This window comes from Mesorhizobium norvegicum, assembly GCF_004919685.1.
Lineage (GTDB): Bacteria > Pseudomonadota > Alphaproteobacteria > Rhizobiales > Rhizobiaceae > Mesorhizobium > Mesorhizobium norvegicum.
On the sequence record NZ_SMYZ01000003.1, the window covers coordinates 97,462 to 114,509 of the forward strand.

General features: G+C 63.6%; 15 protein-coding genes. 8 read left to right on the plus strand and 7 right to left on the minus strand.

The window, feature by feature from the left end; genetic code table 11:
- Positions 1 to 63: 63 nt before the first annotated feature.
- Both FCU66_RS01640 and argH read right to left on the minus strand, forming a co-directional pair.
- A complete protein-coding gene (locus FCU66_RS01640; protein ID WP_056583600.1) occupies positions 64 to 270 on the minus strand; it encodes a lipoprotein in 207 nt (68 codons plus the stop codon).
- A 108-nt stretch (positions 271 to 378) separates the two neighbouring features.
- On the minus strand, positions 379 to 1,779 hold the full coding sequence (gene argH / locus FCU66_RS01645) for an argininosuccinate lyase (RefSeq protein WP_136619738.1): 1,401 nt from the start codon (positions 1,777 to 1,779) through the stop codon (positions 379 to 381).
- A 35-nt stretch (positions 1,780 to 1,814) separates the two neighbouring features.
- Between argH and tlpA the strand changes: the two genes are divergently transcribed.
- Complete coding sequence (gene tlpA, locus FCU66_RS01650; RefSeq protein ID WP_136619739.1) at positions 1,815 to 2,504, plus strand: thiol:disulfide interchange protein TlpA; 690 nt, start codon at positions 1,815 to 1,817, stop codon at positions 2,502 to 2,504.
- An 81-nt stretch (positions 2,505 to 2,585) separates the two neighbouring features.
- Here tlpA and FCU66_RS01660 read toward each other — a convergent pair whose 3' ends face one another.
- Both FCU66_RS01660 and FCU66_RS01665 read right to left on the minus strand, forming a co-directional pair.
- Positions 2,586 to 5,024, minus strand: a complete 2,439-nt coding sequence (locus FCU66_RS01660; protein WP_136619741.1) for a sensor domain-containing diguanylate cyclase — start codon at positions 5,022 to 5,024, stop codon at positions 2,586 to 2,588.
- Between the two features lie 119 nt (positions 5,025 to 5,143).
- A complete protein-coding gene (locus FCU66_RS01665; RefSeq protein WP_136619742.1) occupies positions 5,144 to 6,184 on the minus strand; it encodes an endonuclease/exonuclease/phosphatase family protein in 1,041 nt (346 codons plus the stop codon).
- Positions 6,185 to 6,430: 246 nt separating this feature from the next.
- Between FCU66_RS01665 and FCU66_RS01670 the strand changes: the two genes are divergently transcribed.
- From FCU66_RS01670 to FCU66_RS01690, 5 genes are all read left to right on the plus strand, one after another.
- On the plus strand, positions 6,431 to 7,783 hold the full coding sequence (locus FCU66_RS01670; RefSeq protein ID WP_136619743.1) for an extracellular solute-binding protein: 1,353 nt from the start codon (positions 6,431 to 6,433) through the stop codon (positions 7,781 to 7,783).
- Between the two features lie 106 nt (positions 7,784 to 7,889).
- The gene (locus tag FCU66_RS01675) at positions 7,890 to 8,774 is read left to right on the plus strand and encodes a carbohydrate ABC transporter permease (protein WP_136619744.1); all 885 of its coding nucleotides are present in this window, start codon (positions 7,890 to 7,892) and stop codon (positions 8,772 to 8,774) included.
- 7 nt (positions 8,775 to 8,781) lie between these two features.
- Complete coding sequence (locus tag FCU66_RS01680; RefSeq protein ID WP_136619745.1) at positions 8,782 to 9,696, plus strand: ABC transporter permease subunit; 915 nt, start codon at positions 8,782 to 8,784, stop codon at positions 9,694 to 9,696.
- 19 nt (positions 9,697 to 9,715) lie between these two features.
- Positions 9,716 to 10,816 (plus strand): sn-glycerol-3-phosphate import ATP-binding protein UgpC, encoded by a 1,101-nt coding sequence (locus FCU66_RS01685; protein WP_136619746.1) that lies wholly within the window; start codon positions 9,716 to 9,718, stop codon positions 10,814 to 10,816.
- Between the two features lie 65 nt (positions 10,817 to 10,881).
- Positions 10,882 to 11,691, plus strand: coding sequence for a phosphodiesterase (locus FCU66_RS01690; RefSeq protein ID WP_136619747.1), 810 nt, complete (start codon positions 10,882 to 10,884; stop codon positions 11,689 to 11,691).
- 42 nt (positions 11,692 to 11,733) lie between these two features.
- On the opposite strand, the gene FCU66_RS01695 is transcribed toward FCU66_RS01690, so the two are convergent.
- The 3 genes from FCU66_RS01695 to FCU66_RS01705 all read right to left on the minus strand — a co-directional run bounded on the left by FCU66_RS01695 (position 11,734) and on the right by FCU66_RS01705 (position 15,575).
- Positions 11,734 to 12,816 (minus strand): ABC transporter ATP-binding protein, encoded by a 1,083-nt coding sequence (locus tag FCU66_RS01695; protein ID WP_136619748.1) that lies wholly within the window; start codon positions 12,814 to 12,816, stop codon positions 11,734 to 11,736.
- Positions 12,813 to 14,393 (minus strand): ABC transporter permease, encoded by a 1,581-nt coding sequence (locus FCU66_RS01700; protein WP_168992000.1) that lies wholly within the window; start codon positions 14,391 to 14,393, stop codon positions 12,813 to 12,815. The genes FCU66_RS01695 and FCU66_RS01700 overlap by 4 nt, the downstream gene beginning before the upstream one ends.
- 174 nt (positions 14,394 to 14,567) lie before the next feature.
- Positions 14,568 to 15,575: an iron ABC transporter substrate-binding protein gene (locus FCU66_RS01705; RefSeq protein WP_136619750.1), complete on the minus strand. Its 1,008-nt coding sequence runs from the start codon at positions 15,573 to 15,575 to the stop codon at positions 14,568 to 14,570.
- Positions 15,576 to 15,836: 261 nt separating this feature from the next.
- Here FCU66_RS01705 and FCU66_RS01710 point away from each other — a divergent pair, with 261 nt between their 5' ends.
- Both FCU66_RS01710 and FCU66_RS01715 read left to right on the plus strand, forming a co-directional pair.
- The gene (locus FCU66_RS01710; RefSeq protein WP_136619798.1) at positions 15,837 to 16,388 is read left to right on the plus strand and encodes a sigma-70 family RNA polymerase sigma factor; all 552 of its coding nucleotides are present in this window, start codon (positions 15,837 to 15,839) and stop codon (positions 16,386 to 16,388) included.
- Between the two features lies 1 nt (position 16,389).
- Positions 16,390 to 17,028, plus strand: coding sequence for an NrsF family protein (locus FCU66_RS01715; RefSeq protein WP_136619751.1), 639 nt, complete (start codon positions 16,390 to 16,392; stop codon positions 17,026 to 17,028).
- The last annotated feature ends 20 nt before the right edge of the window (positions 17,029 to 17,048 follow it).

Genomic DNA, 17,048 nt, shown 5'->3' on the forward strand with positions numbered 1-17,048 from the left:
GTTCCGGAAAGTTGGGGCACGATGAAACCGGGTTTGGAAAGACCAATCCCGGTGTCATCGGCTCTAGATCAGCGGGTCGAGGATGAACTTCTTGTCCACGACCGGTTTTTCCGGCTCCGGCGGCACCGGCTGGTGGGCCTTCGAGGCGTCCTTGCGCGCTTGCACGGCTGCCTCATAGGGCGTGTCGAGACCGCCCCTCCTGCCGCAGGCCGAAACGGCCGCGATCGCAACCAGCAGCGTCAGCGTCACCAAAATCCTGCTTCCGGTCATCGATCCATCCGTCCGAAACGTTTGTCAGCCGCCGCTTTTAGCCGAGTTCTCAGCGCATTGCACCCCGGATATTGCTGGTCGCAANNTTGCGACCAGCAATATCCGGCATCACGCTTTGCCCAGTCGCTTTTTCCAAGCGCGGATCTGCTTCCTCACTTCCGACGGCGCGGTGCCGCCGAAACTGGTGCGGCTCTTGACCGAGTTCTGCACCGCCAGCACCGAAAATATGTCCGCCGTGATGCCTGGATTGATCGACTGCAAATCCTCCAGCGAAAGCTTCTCAAGCCCCACCTTCCTGTCTTCGGCCAGTGCCACCGCCCGGCCGGTGACATGATGCGCCTCGCGGAACGGCAGGCCGAGCGTGCGCACCAGCCAATCGGCGAGGTCGGTCGCTGTCGCGTGGCCGGAGCCGGCGGCCTTCTTCATCGCGGCTGCGTTGACCGTCATGTCCGAGACCATGCCGGTCATCGCCGCCAGCATCAGGTCGAGCGTCTCGGCGGCATCGAACACCGATTCCTTGTCTTCCTGCATGTCCTTGCCATAGGTCAAAGGCATGCCCTTCATCACCGTCAGCAGGCCGACCAGATGGCCGGTGACGCGGCCGGTCTTGCCGCGCACCAGTTCGGCGGCATCGGGGTTCTTCTTCTGCGGCATGATCGAGGAGCCGGTGGAAAACGAGTCCGACAGCCTGACGAAGCCGAATTGCGGCGTCGACCAGATGATGATCTCTTCGGCCAACCGCGACAGATGCGTGGCGCAGATCGCGGCAAGAGCGAGGAACTCGAGCGCGAAATCGCGATCCGAAACGCTGTCCAGCGAATTGCGCATCGGCTCGCGGAAGCCGAGCGCCTTGGCGGTCTGGTGACGGTCGATCGGGAAGCTTGTGCCGGCGAGCGCCGCCGCACCGAGCGGGCTCTCATCCATCCGCTCGATCGCGTCGCGCACACGCGACAGGTCACGCGAAAACATTTCGACATAGGCCATGCAATGATGGCCGAAGGTCACCGGTTGTGCGGCCTGCATATGGGTGAAGCCCGGCATCACGGTAGCCGCATGCTCCTCGGCCCGCTCCAGCAGCGCCTTGATCAGCCCTTTCAACGCCTCGGCGACGCGAAAGCACTCGTCCTTGACCCACAACCTCAGGTCGACAGCCACCTGGTCGTTGCGCGAGCGGGCGGTGTGCAGCCGGCCGGCGGCCGGGCCGATCAGGTCGGCAAGGCGCGCCTCTATATTCATGTGGATGTCTTCGAGCCGGGTCGAGAACTCGAAGCTGCCGGCCTCGATCTCTTTCAGGATCGTGTTCAGCCCGTGAGCGATTTTTTCTTGATCGGCTGCCGAAATAATGCCCGTTTGCGCCAGCATCTCGCTATGGGCGATCGAGCCTTTGATGTCCTGCGCATAGAGTTTGCGGTCGAACGAGATCGACGCGTTGATCGCTTCCATGATCGCGGCCGGACCCGAGGCAAAACGTCCGCCCCACATCTGGTTGCTGGTTTTCTTGTCGCTCATGGCTATAACCCGTGCTTCGGAGCAGTTTTGAGAAAATGGCAGACGGTAATAGATTCTTCCCGGCCCCGCGCCTGATCCTCGCCGCCTTGGTGGCGGGCGCGCTGGCCGGCGCGGTCGCGGTATATGTCAGCGAGAGCCGGTCTGGCAACAATGCACCGGCACAAGCTGCCGTCGGCGACAGCAAGGACGATGTCGCCTGCGCTGCCAAGAGCGACCGCGCCAAGAAGGTCGCGGCGTCGGCCACCGGTGAGGTCGCGGCACTTTTGCCGGCCGATCCGCCGCAATCCTTGAAGAGCCTTGCCTTCAATGGCCCGGACGGCAAGCCGATGACGCTTGCCGATCATGCCGGCAAGACGGTGCTGCTTAATTTGTGGGCGACATGGTGCGCGCCGTGCCGTGCCGAAATGCCGGCGCTCGATGCGCTGCAGAAGGAAATGGGCAGCGACACCTTTCAGGTGATCGCCGTCAATGTCGATGCCGGTGACGATGTGAAGCCGAAGAAGTTCCTTAGCGATACCGGCGTCGCGACGCTCGGCTACTACCGGGATTCGACGATGACGCTGTTCAACGACCTCAAGACGCGCGGCTTGGCGCTCGGCCTTCCCGTCACCATGCTGATCGACGGCGAAGGCTGCCTGATCGCTCATATGAACGGCCCGGCCGAATGGTCGGGGCCGGACGCCAGGCGGCTGGTCGAGACCGCGCTCAAGCCCGACAGCCTCTAGGGCGGTTTGACGCAATTCCCAAGGGAAAGCGCCATGCGCTTTTCCCGGGAAAACCGTTACACACTTTTCCTGGAATTGCTTTTAGGCCCTGTTCAGACCGAGTGCTGGCGCGGGTGCGAAGGCCAGAACGCTTCTGTCGCGCAGGCTGGCGGTTTTGTTGCTAACGGTGGGTGCGACGACACCGGTCAGGTCGCCGAATTCCTCGATGAGGCCGGGCCTGCCGATATAGTAGCCCTGGCCGATCTCGCAGGCTTCGGCGTCCAGGAATTTCAGTTCGCCGAGCGTCTCGACACCCTCCGCCAGAACCGGCAGGCCGAGGCCGCGTCCAAGTCCCAGAACGGCGCGCACGATCGCCGCGACCTGGCCGTTCTTGTCGACGGACTTGATAAAGGATCCGTCGATCTTGATCTTGTCGAAGGGAAAGGCGCGAAGATTGGAGAGCGAGGAATAGCCGGTTCCGAAATCGTCCATGGCCACGCGCACGCCCAGCGCCTTGACCTGCCGCAAGGTGGCCAGCGCGCGCGGCATGTCCTTCACAAGCGCCGTCTCGGTGATCTCCAGTTCGAGCCTGCCGGGCGCCAGGCCTGAATTCAGCAATGTTTCGTGGACCTTGCGGCTGAAATTCGGATTGTGAAGCTGCACCGCCGAAACGTTGACGGCCACCGTCAACGGATTTTCCCAGCGGGCGGCTTCCTCGCAGGCCGCCGTCAGCACCCAATCGCCAATCTGGCCGATGGCACCACTGTCTTCGGCCACCGGGATGAAGATGCTCGGGGGCACGTCGCCGCGCGTCGGATGGCGCCAACGGATCAGGGCTTCGAAGCCGATCATCTTGCCGCTGCTGATCTCCTTCTGCGGCTGGTAGACGAGGTAGAACTCCTGGCGCGCGACCGCCTGGCGCAGCTCATGCTCCATCACGCGCTTGTCGCGGGCCTCGGCCCCCATCGAGGCTTCGAAATAGCGGTAGGTGTCCTTGCCTTCGGTCTTGGCCCGGTAGAGCGCCGTGTCAGCGTGGCTTATCAGGCTGGTCTGGTTTTCGGCATCCGATGGATAAAGCGCAATGCCGATGCTGGCCGACACAAGGCCGCCGCCGACCGAGAGCCGGTTTTCCTCACGCATGGCGGCCAGCACGGCGTTGGCGATACGGCCGGCCTCCAACGGGTCGCTCAGGTTCGGGGCGATGATGGCGAATTCGTCGCCGCCCAGCCGCGCCACCATCTGTCCTTGACCAAGGACGCCGGTCGCACAATGCGCAACCTTCTGCAGCATGGCGTCGCCGGCGCCGTGCCCGTACAGGTCGTTGACCTCCTTGAACCGGTCGAGATCGAGCAGCAGAAGCGCAAGGTGGCCGCCTTTCCTGGCCCGGCCCATTGCAGCGATTTCCATCTCGAGCCGGCTGGAAAAGCTGCGGCGATTGGCCAGTCCGGTCAATGGATCGAAATGGGCAAGGCGCAGGATCTCCTGTTCTGCCTTCTTGCGCTCGCGAATGTCGCGGACTGCAAGTACGTTGTGAGGCTTGCCACAGTAGTCGATGCTCCTGGCGATCAGCTCGACAGGAATGCTTGTGCCATCGCGGCCCCTCAGTTCGACCTCCTGCGGCTGTTCGCTGAAGCCGGACATATCGGACCCGAAGAGATCGCCAAGCTGCATTCCGTTCAGCGTCGCGGTTGCCATGCCTGTCAGCCTCGCAATGCTGTCATTGGCGCTGATGATGCGGTTGCCGTCGCAGACGATCAGGCCTTCCACGGCGGCATTGGCCAGGCCGTGCATACGGTCGACCTCGAGCTTCTGGCGACGGAAGCGCAAATCGATCCACAGCGCCGATGCCGACAGCACCAGGATCACCAGCGTGGCGGCCGCGGCCGCGAAAGCCTGCGAGGTCGGCTCGATCGTGTATTCGGATATGACGATCGAGGAATCGGGAAAGATCGAGACGGCACCCATGCCGATGAAATGCAAGGTGCAGATCGCCAGCGTCAGCAGCACCGCGCCGACGGATGTCGCCCGCAGGGACGGGCGGCGCAGCACGACGCGCAGCGCCAGTGCCGCAAGCGTTACGCCGGCCAGCAGGGAAACGGCGACAAGCAACAGGTTCCATTCGATCCGGCCCTGGACTTCGAATGCCGCCATACCGATGTAGTGCATGGCACCGATACCGCCGCCCAGGACGGCGCCGCCAACGAGATGATAATCGAACTCGTCCCGCAAGGTGGCGATCCACATGCCGGCCGCCGTCAGCGCGACCGAAGCAGCGAGCGAAAGCACGGAGAGCGCCGGATCGTAGGCACTGGGTATTCCCGGCGTGAACGCGAGCATGGCGATGAAATGCGTTGCCCAGATGCCGAAGCCGGTCGACGTTGCCGCAATCATCAACCAGGCAAGCCGGTTCCGATCTGCGGAGCGGCTGATGTGGTGAAGTAGGTTGACAGCAGAGAAACAGGAAATTCCGCAGATCAGCGCGGCGAGTGCGACCAGTCTCAGATCATGTTCGTTGACGATACAATTGTAGACCGTCAGCATCTTATTTCACCTGATCTACCGGAAATAAACAAGGCAGCAGGATTGAGTAGCGCTTTGCCGTTGAAGGATCGATTAAGTCGCTTGCAACCCTGGCGTGTTTTTCCGGAAGAGGGCGCTCGTCAGGCGATGCGGACCGTCACGACAAGTGCCTCGTGATCGGAGCTCGGGCTGCCGTCCGCCAGCACAGCCGGAAGAACGGCAGGCGCCGTTGCGATGAGGCCGCGCGTGAAGAACCAGTCGATGTGGCCGAGCGGGGTGGGATCGCCGGCCTCGCGCCGCTGCGTGGGCAGGTCGAGTTTGTTGGCGGCCTTCCAATCGTAACCGCGCCCGGCGAGGACCGCGAACAGCGGTTCATGGCGTTCGACATCGATCAGCCGGTCCGGCTCGGCAGCGATGCGCGCCGCCCAGGCGTCGGGATCGTCATGGCGCTCCTCATAGCTCGATGTCAGCGTGTTGAAGTCGCCGCCAAGCAGGACCGGCGCCTGCGAATCGTATTTGTCGATGGCATCGAGGAGATGGCGGGTCTGGATGGCCCGGACGGCGGGATCGGTGCGGTTTTCGAGATGCACCGAGACCACCGTCACCCTGCGGTCGCCGATCCGCACCTGACCACCGATGGCCATGCGTCCGCCGATGCGCGGCTGGCCGCGCTCCGGCCGGAACCAGCCGCCAGCCGCGTCGAGGCGCACCAGGAAAGGGCGAAGCAGCGGGATGGCGCTGGTCACGGCATTGCCATGGAACCCTTCTGTATTCTGGACCGTGCCGGTTGCGGCCTGCTCAGTCTCGTTGCCGCCGCCGAGTTCGACGAATTCAACGCCATAGGCGAAGGCATGGCCGAGCCGGTCGGCAAGGACGCGTAAAGGATGGCCGTTGCCTGAGCGCGCCATGCCTTCGTCGACCTCGGACAGCAGCACGACATCCGGTGACTGGCCGGCAAGCGTGGCCGCGATGGCATCGCCATGGCGCAGCCGTTCGACGTTCCAGGCCATGACGGTGAGCGTTTCGCCGGCGCTTTCGCGTGAAGCCTTGCCGCCGATCTCGATCTGGCCAAGTGCCGGCGTGGCGGCAGCCAGGCGCAGATGGGTGGCGCTGTCGCGCGGCCCGTCGCGCATCGCCTGGCGCTCAGCGAGTGAAACATGCGTCAGCTGTGGCACCAGCATTTCATCCATCCCCTTAGCCGGATAATGATGGCTGCCCTTCAGGGTCTTTACGTCCTCGGCAGCCGCCCTGGCTACCTAGAGCGCCGGCATGACATTTTCATGCCGGCGCAACCGCCGGAGGGGAGGAGAGACGGGCTGTCCACAGGCCTGAAGGGCCACAACAGAACTGTCACATACCTTCTCTAAGAGAGCGGGCAAGGATTTGCGCAAGACCCTTGTCAACAGCCATTCAAGAGGGAAGAAATCATGACCATCATCAAGCGGGGCTTTGCCGCCCTTGCCGCAGGCGCGCTCAGCGCAGCACTTGTCATGCCTGCCGTCGCGGAGCCGGTAAAATTCGATTTCTGGTTCGGCCTTTCGGGCGATCTGGCCCGCGTCGTCGACACGCTGTGCAAGAACTTCAACGCCTCGCAGACCGACTATGAAGTCGTCTGCACCAGCCAGGGCAATTACGACGCCACGCTGCAGAACACGATCGCCGCCTTCCGCGCCGGCAAGCAGCCCGCCGTCGTCCAGGTCTATGATGTCGGCACCGCCACCATGATGCTGTCGGGCGCCTACAAGCCGGCCGACAAGCTGATGGAAGAAAACGGCTACAAGATCGACTACGCCGACTATTTCCCCGGCATCGCACGCTACTATGCGACGTCGAAGGGCGAGATGCTGTCCTTCCCGTTCAACTCGTCGACCCCGCTGATGTACTGGAACAAGGACGCCTTCGCCAAGATCGGCAAGACCGAAGCGCCGAAGACCTGGGAAGATGTCGCGGCCGACCTCAAGGCACTGAAAGACGCCGGCTATGAATGCCCAATGGCGATCAACATCTCGGCCAATGAAAGCTGGCAGCTGATGGAGCAGTTCTCGGCTCTCCACAACCAGCCGATCGCCACCAAGAACAACGGCTATGACGGCCTCGACGCGCGTCTGGAAGTCAACAAGACCAAGTTCGTCCAGTACGTCACCGATCTCAAGAAGTGGTATGATGCCGGGCTGATCAAGATCAAGTCCAAGGACCTCGGCCAGGACATGGTCCAGGCCTTCGCTTCCGGCACCTGCCAGGTCGTCCTGACCTCGGTCGGCGATCACGGCACTGTCGGCAAGACGCAGAAGGAAGGCATGAACTGGGATGTCGCCGAACTGCCGGTCTATGCCGGCACCGAGCGCAAGAATTCGCTCGTCGGTGGCGCTTCGCTGTGGGTGCTCTCTGGCAAGTCGGATGCGGAGTACAAGGGCGCTGCCGCGTTCCTCAACTTCATCCACGACCCCAAGACCGCTTTGTTCTGGTCGACGAACACCGGCTACATCCCGGTGACCAAGTCGGGCTTCGACTACCTGAAGGCCCAGGGTTTCTATGACAGGGCGCCCTTCAAGGGCCGTGAAGTGGCGATCGCCAGTCTGACGGCGTCCGAGCCGACCGAGATCACCCGCGGTGTGCGGCTGGGCAATTTTACCCAGATCCGCGCCGAGTTCGGCACGCAGATGCAAGCGATCTTCGCCAACAAGGTCAGCGTTCAGGAAGGCCTCGATACGCTGGTCAAGAATGGCAACGCCATCCTCGACCGCTTCCAGCAGACCTATCCGGGCAAGACCCTGCCCTAATCCCGGATAGTGGAACGGCCGCCCGTCGAGAATCGACGGGCGGCCATTTCACATCTAGTCTTCCGCTGAGAAAGCGGACTGGCGGTTCAACGGTATCGGCGGATCGATGGAAAAACGCGTCACTTTCAGCAGTTGGACGATCGGCATCCTTTTCGCGGTGCCGCAGCTTCTCTTGATCTTCACGTTCTTCTACTGGCCTGCCGGTCAGGCCGTGTACTGGTCGCTGACGCTGCAACAGCCCTGGGGTGGCGGCAACATCTGGGTCGGGCTCGACAATTTCCGCTCGATCCTTGCCAACGCCGACTACTGGAACTCGATCACCGCCAGTCTTGTCTTTGCCGGCATCAGCACCGGGCTCGCGATGTTCGTCGGCCTCGTGCTGGCCGCCTTGACCGATCGCCAGCTTACCGGGTCGCGCTTCTACCGCGTGGTGCTGATCTGGCCCTACGGCATCGCGGCGCCGGCGCTGGCCATGGCGTTCCGCTTCATCCTGGCGCCGGAAGCCGGCTTCATGGCCGTCGTCAACCAGGTTTGGCCCGGCTTCTGGGATCCCGGCCTTGACGGCACTGACGCCATGGCCTCGATCATCATCGCCTTTTCCTGGAAATATGTCGGCTACAACTTCATTTTCTTCCTCGCCGCGTTCCAGGCCATTCCGCGTTCGCTGATCGAGGCGGCGGCGATGGACGGCTCCGGCGTCGTCAGGCGTTTCTGGGACATCCAGTTCCCGCTGATCACGCCGACGATCTTCTTCCTGCTGGTCATCAACATCACCGAGAGCTTCCAGGATTCCTTCGGCATCGTCGACATCATGACCTCGGGCGGACCGGCGAACGCCACCAATCTGATGGTCTACAAGATCTATTCCGACGGCTTCAAAGGCCTCGACTATTCGGGTGCTGCCGCACAGAGCATCATCCTGATGGTGCTCATCGTCGTGCTGACCATCTTCCAGTTCCGCTTCATCGAGCGGCGTGTGCACTACAGGTGAGGCCGACATGGTAGAGCGCACCCCGTTCCTCAATTTCTTCACGCATGTGATCCTGTTCGTCGGCTTCGTGCTTTGCATCGCGCCGTTCGCGGTCGTTGCCATCGCCGCGTCGCACAATCTCAGGGACGTCAACGACGTGCCGATGTCGCTGCTGCCGGGCAGCGACTTCTGGCTCAACATCAAGACGGCATGGACGACGGCTGACCTCGGCCCCAAGCTTCTGAACAGTTTCATCATGGCCGCCGGCGTCGCGGCGGGCAAAGTGATCATCTCGGCGCTCACCGCCTTCTCGATCGTCTATTTCCGCTACCCCGGCCGCACCTTCATCTTCTGGCTGATCTTCGTGACGCTGATGCTGCCGCTGGAAGTGCGCATCGTGCCGACCTACGCGGTCGTCGCCAACGTGCTGTCGCCCTATCAGGCCATCCTCGACGTGACCGGTCTGAGCTGGCTGATCGAAAAAGTCTCGGGCGTCCAGGTTTCGCTCAGTCTCGGGCTGCTCAATTCCTATTCCGGGCTGATCCTGCCGCTGATCGCGACCGCCACCGGCACCTTCCTGTACCGGCAGTTCTTCCTCACCGTGCCGGATGAGCTGACCGAGGCCGCGCGCATGGATGGCGCCGGCGCCCTGCGCTTCTTCATCGACATCCTACTGCCGCTGTCGCGCAACAACATGGCCGCGCTTGGGACCATCATGTTCCTGTGGGCCTGGAACCAGTATCTGTGGCCGCTGCTCATCACCACCGACCAGTCGCATGCGACCGCAGTCACGGAGCTCAAGCAGCTCATCCCCAATGTCGGCGGCATTCCGGAATGGAACATCGCCATGGCCGGAACGCTCATCGTCATGCTGCCGCCGCTGATTGTCGTGGTGCTCATGCAACGCTGGTTCGTGCGCGGCCTGATCGCCACCGAAAAGTGACCTGGAAAGGAGACGAAAGATGGCCTCCATCACCATTCGCGACGTCAAGAAAAGCTACGCCAAGATGCAGGTCGTGCACGGCGTCGACCTCGACATCGCATCGGGCGAGTTCGTCGTCATTCTCGGGCCGTCGGGCTGCGGCAAGTCCACGCTGCTGCGGATGATCGCCGGGCTTGAGGACATATCCGGCGGCGAGATCGCCATCGATGGCACCGTCGTCAACAAACTGGAACCGCGCGAGCGCGGCTGCGCCATGGTGTTCCAGAACTACGCGCTCTATCCGCATATGAGCGTGGCGCAGAACATCGGCTATTCGCTCAAGGTGGCCGGCGTGCCGGCCGCCGAGCGCCAGCTGCGCATCCAGGCGGTTGCCCGTACGCTGGAGCTCGAACACCTGCTCGACCGCAAGCCGATGGCGCTGTCCGGCGGCCAGAGGCAGCGCGTCGCCATGGGCCGGGCGATGATCCGTGAGCCCAAGGTGTTCCTGTTCGACGAACCGCTGTCCAACCTCGACGCCAAGCTGCGCGTCCAGATGCGCTCGGAAATCCGCAAGCTGCATCGCCGGCTGAACGCCACCTCGGTCTTCGTCACCCATGACCAAGTCGAAGCGATGACGCTGGCCGACCGGCTGGTGGTGATGAATGGCGGACGGGTCGAGCAGGTCGGCACGCCAGCCCAGATCTATAGCCGTCCGGCCAGCCGTTTCGTCGCCACCTTCGTCGGTGCGCCGGCCATGAACATCCTCGAAGGTACGGTCGAGCTCGACGGGGTCTCGCTGCTTGGCGGCAGCCGGCGCCTGGCCATGGCACGCGCGGGGCTGCCGGTCGGCACGAAGGTAGCGATGGGCATCCGGCCCGAAGCCGTGCGGCTGGTGGCGCCGGGCACCGCGGGCGCGCTCGATGCGACCGTCGACCTGGTCGAGGAACTGGGCGCGGGCCGCGTCATCTATGTCGATCTCGACGGCGCGCCGTTTTCCGTGATGACCTCGGAGGCCGTCCACCCCGAACCGGGCAGCGCGGTGGGCCTGCGGTTTTCGCCCGATGATCTGCATTTCTTCTCGTCGGATACGGGAACGCGTCTCGAGGTCTTCAAGGCTTCGGTGCCGGAACCGGTATTCTGATTTCTGAACCAGCCATTGTCGTCGAAGACGGGGCAGGCGCCGCCGGCGAATCCAAGAAACGCGCAATGAAAATTATCCAGGTCACCGATGTCCATCTTGGCCGGCAAGGCGAGCGCCGCTATGGCGCCGACCTGCATCAGCGGCTGGCTTCATGCATCGCCCACATCAATGCGCATCACGCCGATGCCGCACTTTGCGTCTTCACCGGCGACCTGACCGAGACCGGTGCGCCCGAAAGCTACGCCGATCTCAGGACAGCCCTGAGCGCGCTGTCGGTGCCCAGGCGGCTGCTGCCGGGCAATCACGACCGGCGGGCCAATCTGGTCGCAGCCTTTCCCGAGATTCCGGTCGATGAGAACGGCTTCGTGCAGTCTGCTCATCAAACGGCCGACGAGGTGCTGCTGTTTCTCGACTGCCTGGCGGAAGGGCGCATCGAAGGCGAATTGTGCGACAGGCGGCTGGCCTGGCTCGAAGCCCGGCTCGAAGATGCGGCCGGCAGGCCGGCCTACGTCTTCATGCATCATCCGCCGGTCGCGCTCGGCCTGCCGCAGCTCGATCCGCTGGCGCTCGAGAGGCCCGAACGGCTGCTGGGCTTGTTACGGCGCCATGGCAATGTCCGCCACATCTTCTTCGGTCACGTCCATCGCGACATTGCCGGCACGGTCGCCGGCATCCCGTTCTCGGCGCAGCGCGGCCTGCATGCCAGGTTCGAGCTTGCCCTCGACAGATCGAGCGAGATCGTCGAGCAGGCGCCGCCTTCCTATGCGGTCGTCCTCATCGACAGCGCCAACGAGCACGTGGTCGTGCACGGTTGCGATTTTCTCGAACAATGGCCGATCTATTCCGGTGAAACGGGCGAACGCATCACGGCATGAACAGGCTCCGCCGCGTTGAGGCGTGGCAAAGCCTTCGGTCGTTCAGGCGAAGACATGCGCCTTTCCCGATACGGTCAGACGGACGATCTCGCCGACCGCCGGCGCGTCCATGCCCGGCTTGCGCAGGACCAGCGGCGTGTTGCCGATCGCGGCCGCATCGGGCGGATCGGCGCTGTTCAGAAGCCGCACGGCGATCGTGCACGTCGAGCCGGCGAATTCCGATTCCGTCACCTCGCCGAACAGCATGTCAGGAGTGCCCGACATGCCTTCGCGCGATGTTCTCTTCAAGGCGATCTGCTCCGGCCGCAACATGATGCGGGCAATATCGCGGCTCTCATTGGTGTCGACGGCGATGCGGCCGAGCGGCGAGTTGGCGAAGCCGCCTGATATTTTTGCCGGCAGGATGATGGCGTCGCCGAGGAACTCGGCGATCATCCTGTCCTTCGGCTTGAGATAGAGGTCGCGCGGCGTCCCGACCTGCGAGAACTTGCCGTCGCGCATCACCGCGACCTGGCTGGCGAAGGACAGCGCTTCGGCCTGGTCGTGCGTCACCAGGATGGTGGTGATGCCGGCGGCTTCCAGAAGCTCGGCCACCGCCTTGCGCATCGAGGCGCGCAGGCCGGTATCGAGCGCCGAGAACGGCTCGTCGAGAAGCATCAGCCTGGGCTTCATCGCCATGGCGCGGGCGAGCGCGACACGCTGCTGCTGGCCGCCGGAGAGTTCGTGCGGGCGGCGTTTGAGGATCGCCTTGTCGAGGCCCACGATATAGGCGAGCTCGACGATGCGCTCAGTGCGCTTCTCCTCGCCGCGGCCCATGCCGAAACCGATATTGTCGCCAATGGTCAGATGCGGGAACAGCGCGCCATCCTGCGCCACCACGCCGATGCCGCGGCGATGCGCCGGTACCGCCGCGCCACCATTGGCCAGCACCTCGCCGTCAAGCGTGATGCGGCCCTGGTCCGGGGCCTCGAAGCCGGCGATCAGCCGCAGCAAAGTCGTCTTGCCGCAGCCGGACGGGCCGACAATCGCCGTGCGGCTGCCGCTGGTGACGTTAAGGTCGACGCCGGCAAGGGCCGCCACCGGGCCGTAATGCTTGTGCAGGCCGCTGATTTCGAGAAAGCTCATCGTCCGGCCATCCGTTTCGACTGGACATAGAGCAGCCAGGTCAAGGGAAGCGACATCGCCACCATGATGAAGGCGTAAGGTGCCGCCGAGGCATAATCAATCTCGCCGCTGTAGGACCAGAACGCCATCGCCAGCGTGCGGGTACCGTTCGGTGCCAGCATCTGGGTCGCGGTCAGTTCGTTCATGATGCCGAGCGCCACCAGCGCCATGCCGGCCGCGGCACCTGGCGCCGACAGGCGGATCGTCGTCGACCACAGCGCCAGCAGCGGCGGCCGGCCGAGGCTGGAAGCGGCGCGTTCGAGTTCGACCGGCGCCTGCGCGATCGACGCCCGCAAGCTGACCAGCGCGCGCGGCAGGAACATCAGCGCATAGGCAACCAGGATGGTGAACAGGGTCTGGTAGAGCGGAAGCGCTATGCGCACGGTGATGGTGACCAGCGCCAGCGCAATGACGACCCCCGGCAACGAGCCGACAATGTAGTTGCAGCCCTCCAGCAGACGCTGCAGCGGCCCCGGCGCGCGGATCGAGATCCAGGCCATCGGCATGGCGGCGACCGTGGCGAGCAATGCGCCGGCGAGCGCCAGGAAAAGCGTCTGGCCAAGCGCCAGGCCGATCTCGTCGAAGCGCCAGACAGCGGCGCCGCCAGCGGCAAGCCAGCCGCCAATGGTGACGAACGGCACGCCAAGCGCCAGCAGCGTGGTGACGACAAGCAAGAGCAGGCTCGGGATGGTGGCGCGTCCGAGGCTTGCACGCTGCTGATAGCGCGCCGCACCTGAGCCGACACGGGCATAGCGTTCCTCGCCGCGCACCAGCACTTCGAGGCCGAGCAGCACGAAGCAGCAGCTCACCAGCACGCCAGCCAGCATGTTGGCGGCCGGTCCGTTGAAGGTCGACTGGAACTGGTCGACGATTGCCGTGGTGAAGGTGTCGAAGCGGATGAAAACATAGAGGCCGTACTCGGCCAGCAGATGCAGGCCGACCAGCAGCGAGCCGCCGCAGATGGCAAGCCGCAATTGCGGCAGCACGACACGCCAGAACACGCGCCAGGGCCCAAGGCCGAGTGCGGCGGCGGCGTCCTCGAGGGCGGGATCGAGGCGGCGCAACGCCGCCGACACCGGCAGATACAGGAATGGGAAATAGGCAATCACGGAAACCAGCACGCCGGCCCACAGGCCGTGCAGTCCCGGCACCATGGTGATCCAGGCATAGCTGTGTACGAAAGCCGGAATGGCGAGCGGCGCCACGCACAGCCAGGCCCAGAGCCGGGTGCCCGGCAGGTCGCTGCGCTCGGTCAGCCATGCCAGTGTAACCGACAGCACGATCGTGATCGGCACGGAGAGCGCGACCAGCAGGAGAGTGTTGACCAGAAGCTCGCCGACACGCGGCCGGAAGACCAGCGCCGAGACGGTTTCCCAGCCGGTCTGCACCGCGATCCAGATGATGAAGGCAAGCGGCACCAGCGCCAGCAGCGCGACGAAGATGGCGGCGACGACCAGCCAAAGCGGTGCGCGTCGCCGAGCCCTTCGACTTGTGCCCGAAGGCAGGCCTGAGCGCGCTAGATCGACCGCAGACTGCATCAGGTCAGACGCCGTGCCGTTGCCGTCCAGCGGCAGCAATTGAAGGACCGCGATCGCGGTCGGGAACACAGCGTGTCGTCATCGACGAATGCCATCTCGAAAAACAAAATCACTCCCGCGGAAGGCGAATTCCCGCGGGAGCGTGGTCGGTTGTCCTTTTAGGAGGAATGGCAACTAAAGCAAGCCGGCTGCCGTCATCAGGTCGGTGACCTTCTTGGAGTTCAGCGTCGTGGCATCGACCTTCGGTGCCTGCAGATCGACGAGCGGCACCAGCTTCGGGTTGGACTCCGCACCCTTGCCGACCGCGTATTCGAAGGAATCGCCGGTCTTCAGCACGTCCTGGCCGCCCTTGCCTGTCACCCATTTCAGGAAGGCCTGGGCTTCTTTCGGATGCTTGCTCGAGGCCAGCACACCGCCGCCGGAGATCGAGACGAACGCGCCCGGATCCTGGTTCTTGAAATAGTGCAGCTCGACATTCTTGCTGTTTTCACCCGTCTTGGCCTGATCGCCGAAGTAGTAATAGTGGTAGATCACGCCGCCTTCGATCTCGCCGGCATTGACCGCCTTCATCACCGTGCTGTTGCCCTTGTAGGCGGTGAAATTGGTTTTCATCGCCTTCAGCCAGTCCGCCGTGGCGGCCTCGCCCTTGAGCTGAAGCAGCGCGGTGACGATGGCCTGGAAATCGGCGCCCGACGGGGAGGCGGCCCAGCGGCCTTTCCAGCTCGGATCGGCAAGGTCAAGCATCGACTTGGGCAGCTGGTCGGCGGTCAGCTTGGTCTTGTTATAGGCAAAGACAGTGCTGCGCGCGGCAACGCCGACCCATTTGCCACTGACCGGCTGATAGTCCTGGGGAACCTGTGCCAACGTGTCGGCGTCGACCGGCGCGAACAGGCCTGATGTCTCGACCAGCACCATGGCCGGCGAGTTTTCCGTGAGGAAGACGTCGGCCGGCGAAGACGTGCTCTCGGCGACGATCTGGTTGGAGAAGTCGCTGTCGCCGCCATTGCGCACGGTGACCTTGATGCCGGTTTCCTTGGTGAAGCCTTCGGCCCACGCCTTGGTCAGGTTTTCGTGCTGGGCGTTGTAGACAATGATGCCATCATCTTCCGCCATCGCCGGGCCGCCGATCAGGCTGATTGCCAGCGCGGTGGCGCCGGCGAGGGTGGAAAGAGCGTATTTCATTGGCACTGTCCTCGATCTCAGGGGTCTCAGGTCTGTCTCGGCTGCACCTATCGATACCTGACAGCAATAGTCAACATTGTTGTTGTGCTTCAATCGGTCGCTGAAGTGCAAAAGTCGGTGCCGAACGGACAATTCCGCGTGATGCTCGCGGCTCGGGGTGCCGCAAACTTTCGTGATTTGCCGACAGTTTGGCTTGGACATTATTTCGCCGGCCACGTAACAAATCAGCGCCGAGACGCGAAAATCGGGGGAGTAACTCTTGTGAGCGGCAAGGATGAGGCCGAGCTTTCCCGGCTGATGCGGGCCGCGATCGCGGGAGACGAAAAGGCCTATGCCGACTTTCTGCACCGGATTGCCGCGCTGGTGCGCGGTTTTGTCCGGCGCAAGATCGTGCAAGGCGGGGTCGATCCCGAGGATGTCGTGCAGGAAACCTTGTTGGCCATTCATGTGAAACGGCATACCTGGCGCCAGGATGCGCCGGTGTTGCCATGGATCTATGCGATCGCCCGCTTCAAGCTCATCGACGCGTTCCGGCGGCGTGGGCGGCGCATCGAGATCGATGTCGACGATATTGCCGAGACTTTCGCCGAGCCGGAAACGGAGACCGTCAGCGAGCGCGACATCAACCGGGCGTTGGACAGCCTGTCGCCGGCGCAGCGCTCCGTGGTCTCGGCCGTGTCGGTGGAAGGGCGGTCCATCGGTGAGACGGCGGCAAAGTTCGGCATCAGCGAGACGGCGGTGCGTGTGTCGCTGCATCGGGGACTTGCCGCGATAGCCAAGCGATTCGGGCAGGGGCGATTCGGGCGGGAATGACATGAGGACGGACGATCTCATCAAGGCGCTGGACGCCGATGCAAGCAGCAAGGCGATGCCGCTGCGATCGGCTTGGTGGATGGCCGCCGGTGCGGCCGTTGTCATCGCGGCAGCCGTTTTCCTGCTGACCATCGGCCCGCGCCCGGACTTCATGGCGGCCGCGCACACGATGCGCTTTCTTTCCAAATTTGTTTTCACCATCGTGCTTGCCGTCAGCGCCTTCGCCCTGATCCGCGCCTTGTCGACGCCGGGTGCCTCGACGGGCCGGGCGATGGCCTGGATGGCCGCGGCGCCAATGCTGGTAGCCGTGGCGGTGCTTCTGGAGCTTTTCATGGTGCCGGAGGCGCTGTGGGGTACACGGATGGTCGGCAACAACATGATGATCTGCATGGGCTTCATCCCTCTGATCGGCATTGGCCCGCTTGCCATCTTCCTGTGGATGCTGCGCTATGGCGCGCCGACACGACCGGTGCTTGCCGGTGCGGTGGCGGGTCTGCTCGCCGGCGGGCTGGCGGCGACCTTCTACGCCGCGCACTGCTTCGACGATTCGCCGCTTTTCGTTGCCACCTGGTACACGATAGCGATCGCAGCACTCGCGCTGCTTGGCGCGCTCGGCGGGCGGTTTTTCGTGCGCTGGTAGCGTGCCGCCACGATCGCGAG

Excerpts from the sequence above, each read along its gene's own strand:
- FCU66_RS01640 (WP_056583600.1), bottom strand. The coding sequence starts at position 270 with ATGACCGGAAGCAGGATTTTGGTGACGCTGACGCTGCTGGTTGCGATC.
- argH (WP_136619738.1), bottom strand. The coding sequence starts at position 1,779 with ATGAGCGACAAGAAAACCAGCAACCAGATGTGGGGCGGACGTTTTGCC.
- tlpA (WP_136619739.1), top strand. The coding sequence starts at position 1,815 with ATGGCAGACGGTAATAGATTCTTCCCGGCCCCGCGCCTGATCCTCGCC.
- FCU66_RS01660 (WP_136619741.1), bottom strand. The coding sequence starts at position 5,024 with ATGCTGACGGTCTACAATTGTATCGTCAACGAACATGATCTGAGACTG.
- FCU66_RS01665 (WP_136619742.1), bottom strand. The coding sequence starts at position 6,184 with ATGCTGGTGCCACAGCTGACGCATGTTTCACTCGCTGAGCGCCAGGCG.
- FCU66_RS01670 (WP_136619743.1), top strand. The coding sequence starts at position 6,431 with ATGACCATCATCAAGCGGGGCTTTGCCGCCCTTGCCGCAGGCGCGCTC.
- FCU66_RS01675 (WP_136619744.1), top strand. The coding sequence starts at position 7,890 with ATGGAAAAACGCGTCACTTTCAGCAGTTGGACGATCGGCATCCTTTTC.
- FCU66_RS01680 (WP_136619745.1), top strand. The coding sequence starts at position 8,782 with ATGGTAGAGCGCACCCCGTTCCTCAATTTCTTCACGCATGTGATCCTG.
- FCU66_RS01685 (WP_136619746.1), top strand. The coding sequence starts at position 9,716 with ATGGCCTCCATCACCATTCGCGACGTCAAGAAAAGCTACGCCAAGATG.
- FCU66_RS01690 (WP_136619747.1), top strand. The coding sequence starts at position 10,882 with ATGAAAATTATCCAGGTCACCGATGTCCATCTTGGCCGGCAAGGCGAG.
- FCU66_RS01695 (WP_136619748.1), bottom strand. The coding sequence starts at position 12,816 with ATGAGCTTTCTCGAAATCAGCGGCCTGCACAAGCATTACGGCCCGGTG.
- FCU66_RS01700 (WP_168992000.1), bottom strand. The coding sequence starts at position 14,393 with ATGCAGTCTGCGGTCGATCTAGCGCGCTCAGGCCTGCCTTCGGGCACA.
- FCU66_RS01705 (WP_136619750.1), bottom strand. The coding sequence starts at position 15,575 with ATGAAATACGCTCTTTCCACCCTCGCCGGCGCCACCGCGCTGGCAATC.
- FCU66_RS01715 (WP_136619751.1), top strand. The coding sequence starts at position 16,390 with ATGAGGACGGACGATCTCATCAAGGCGCTGGACGCCGATGCAAGCAGC.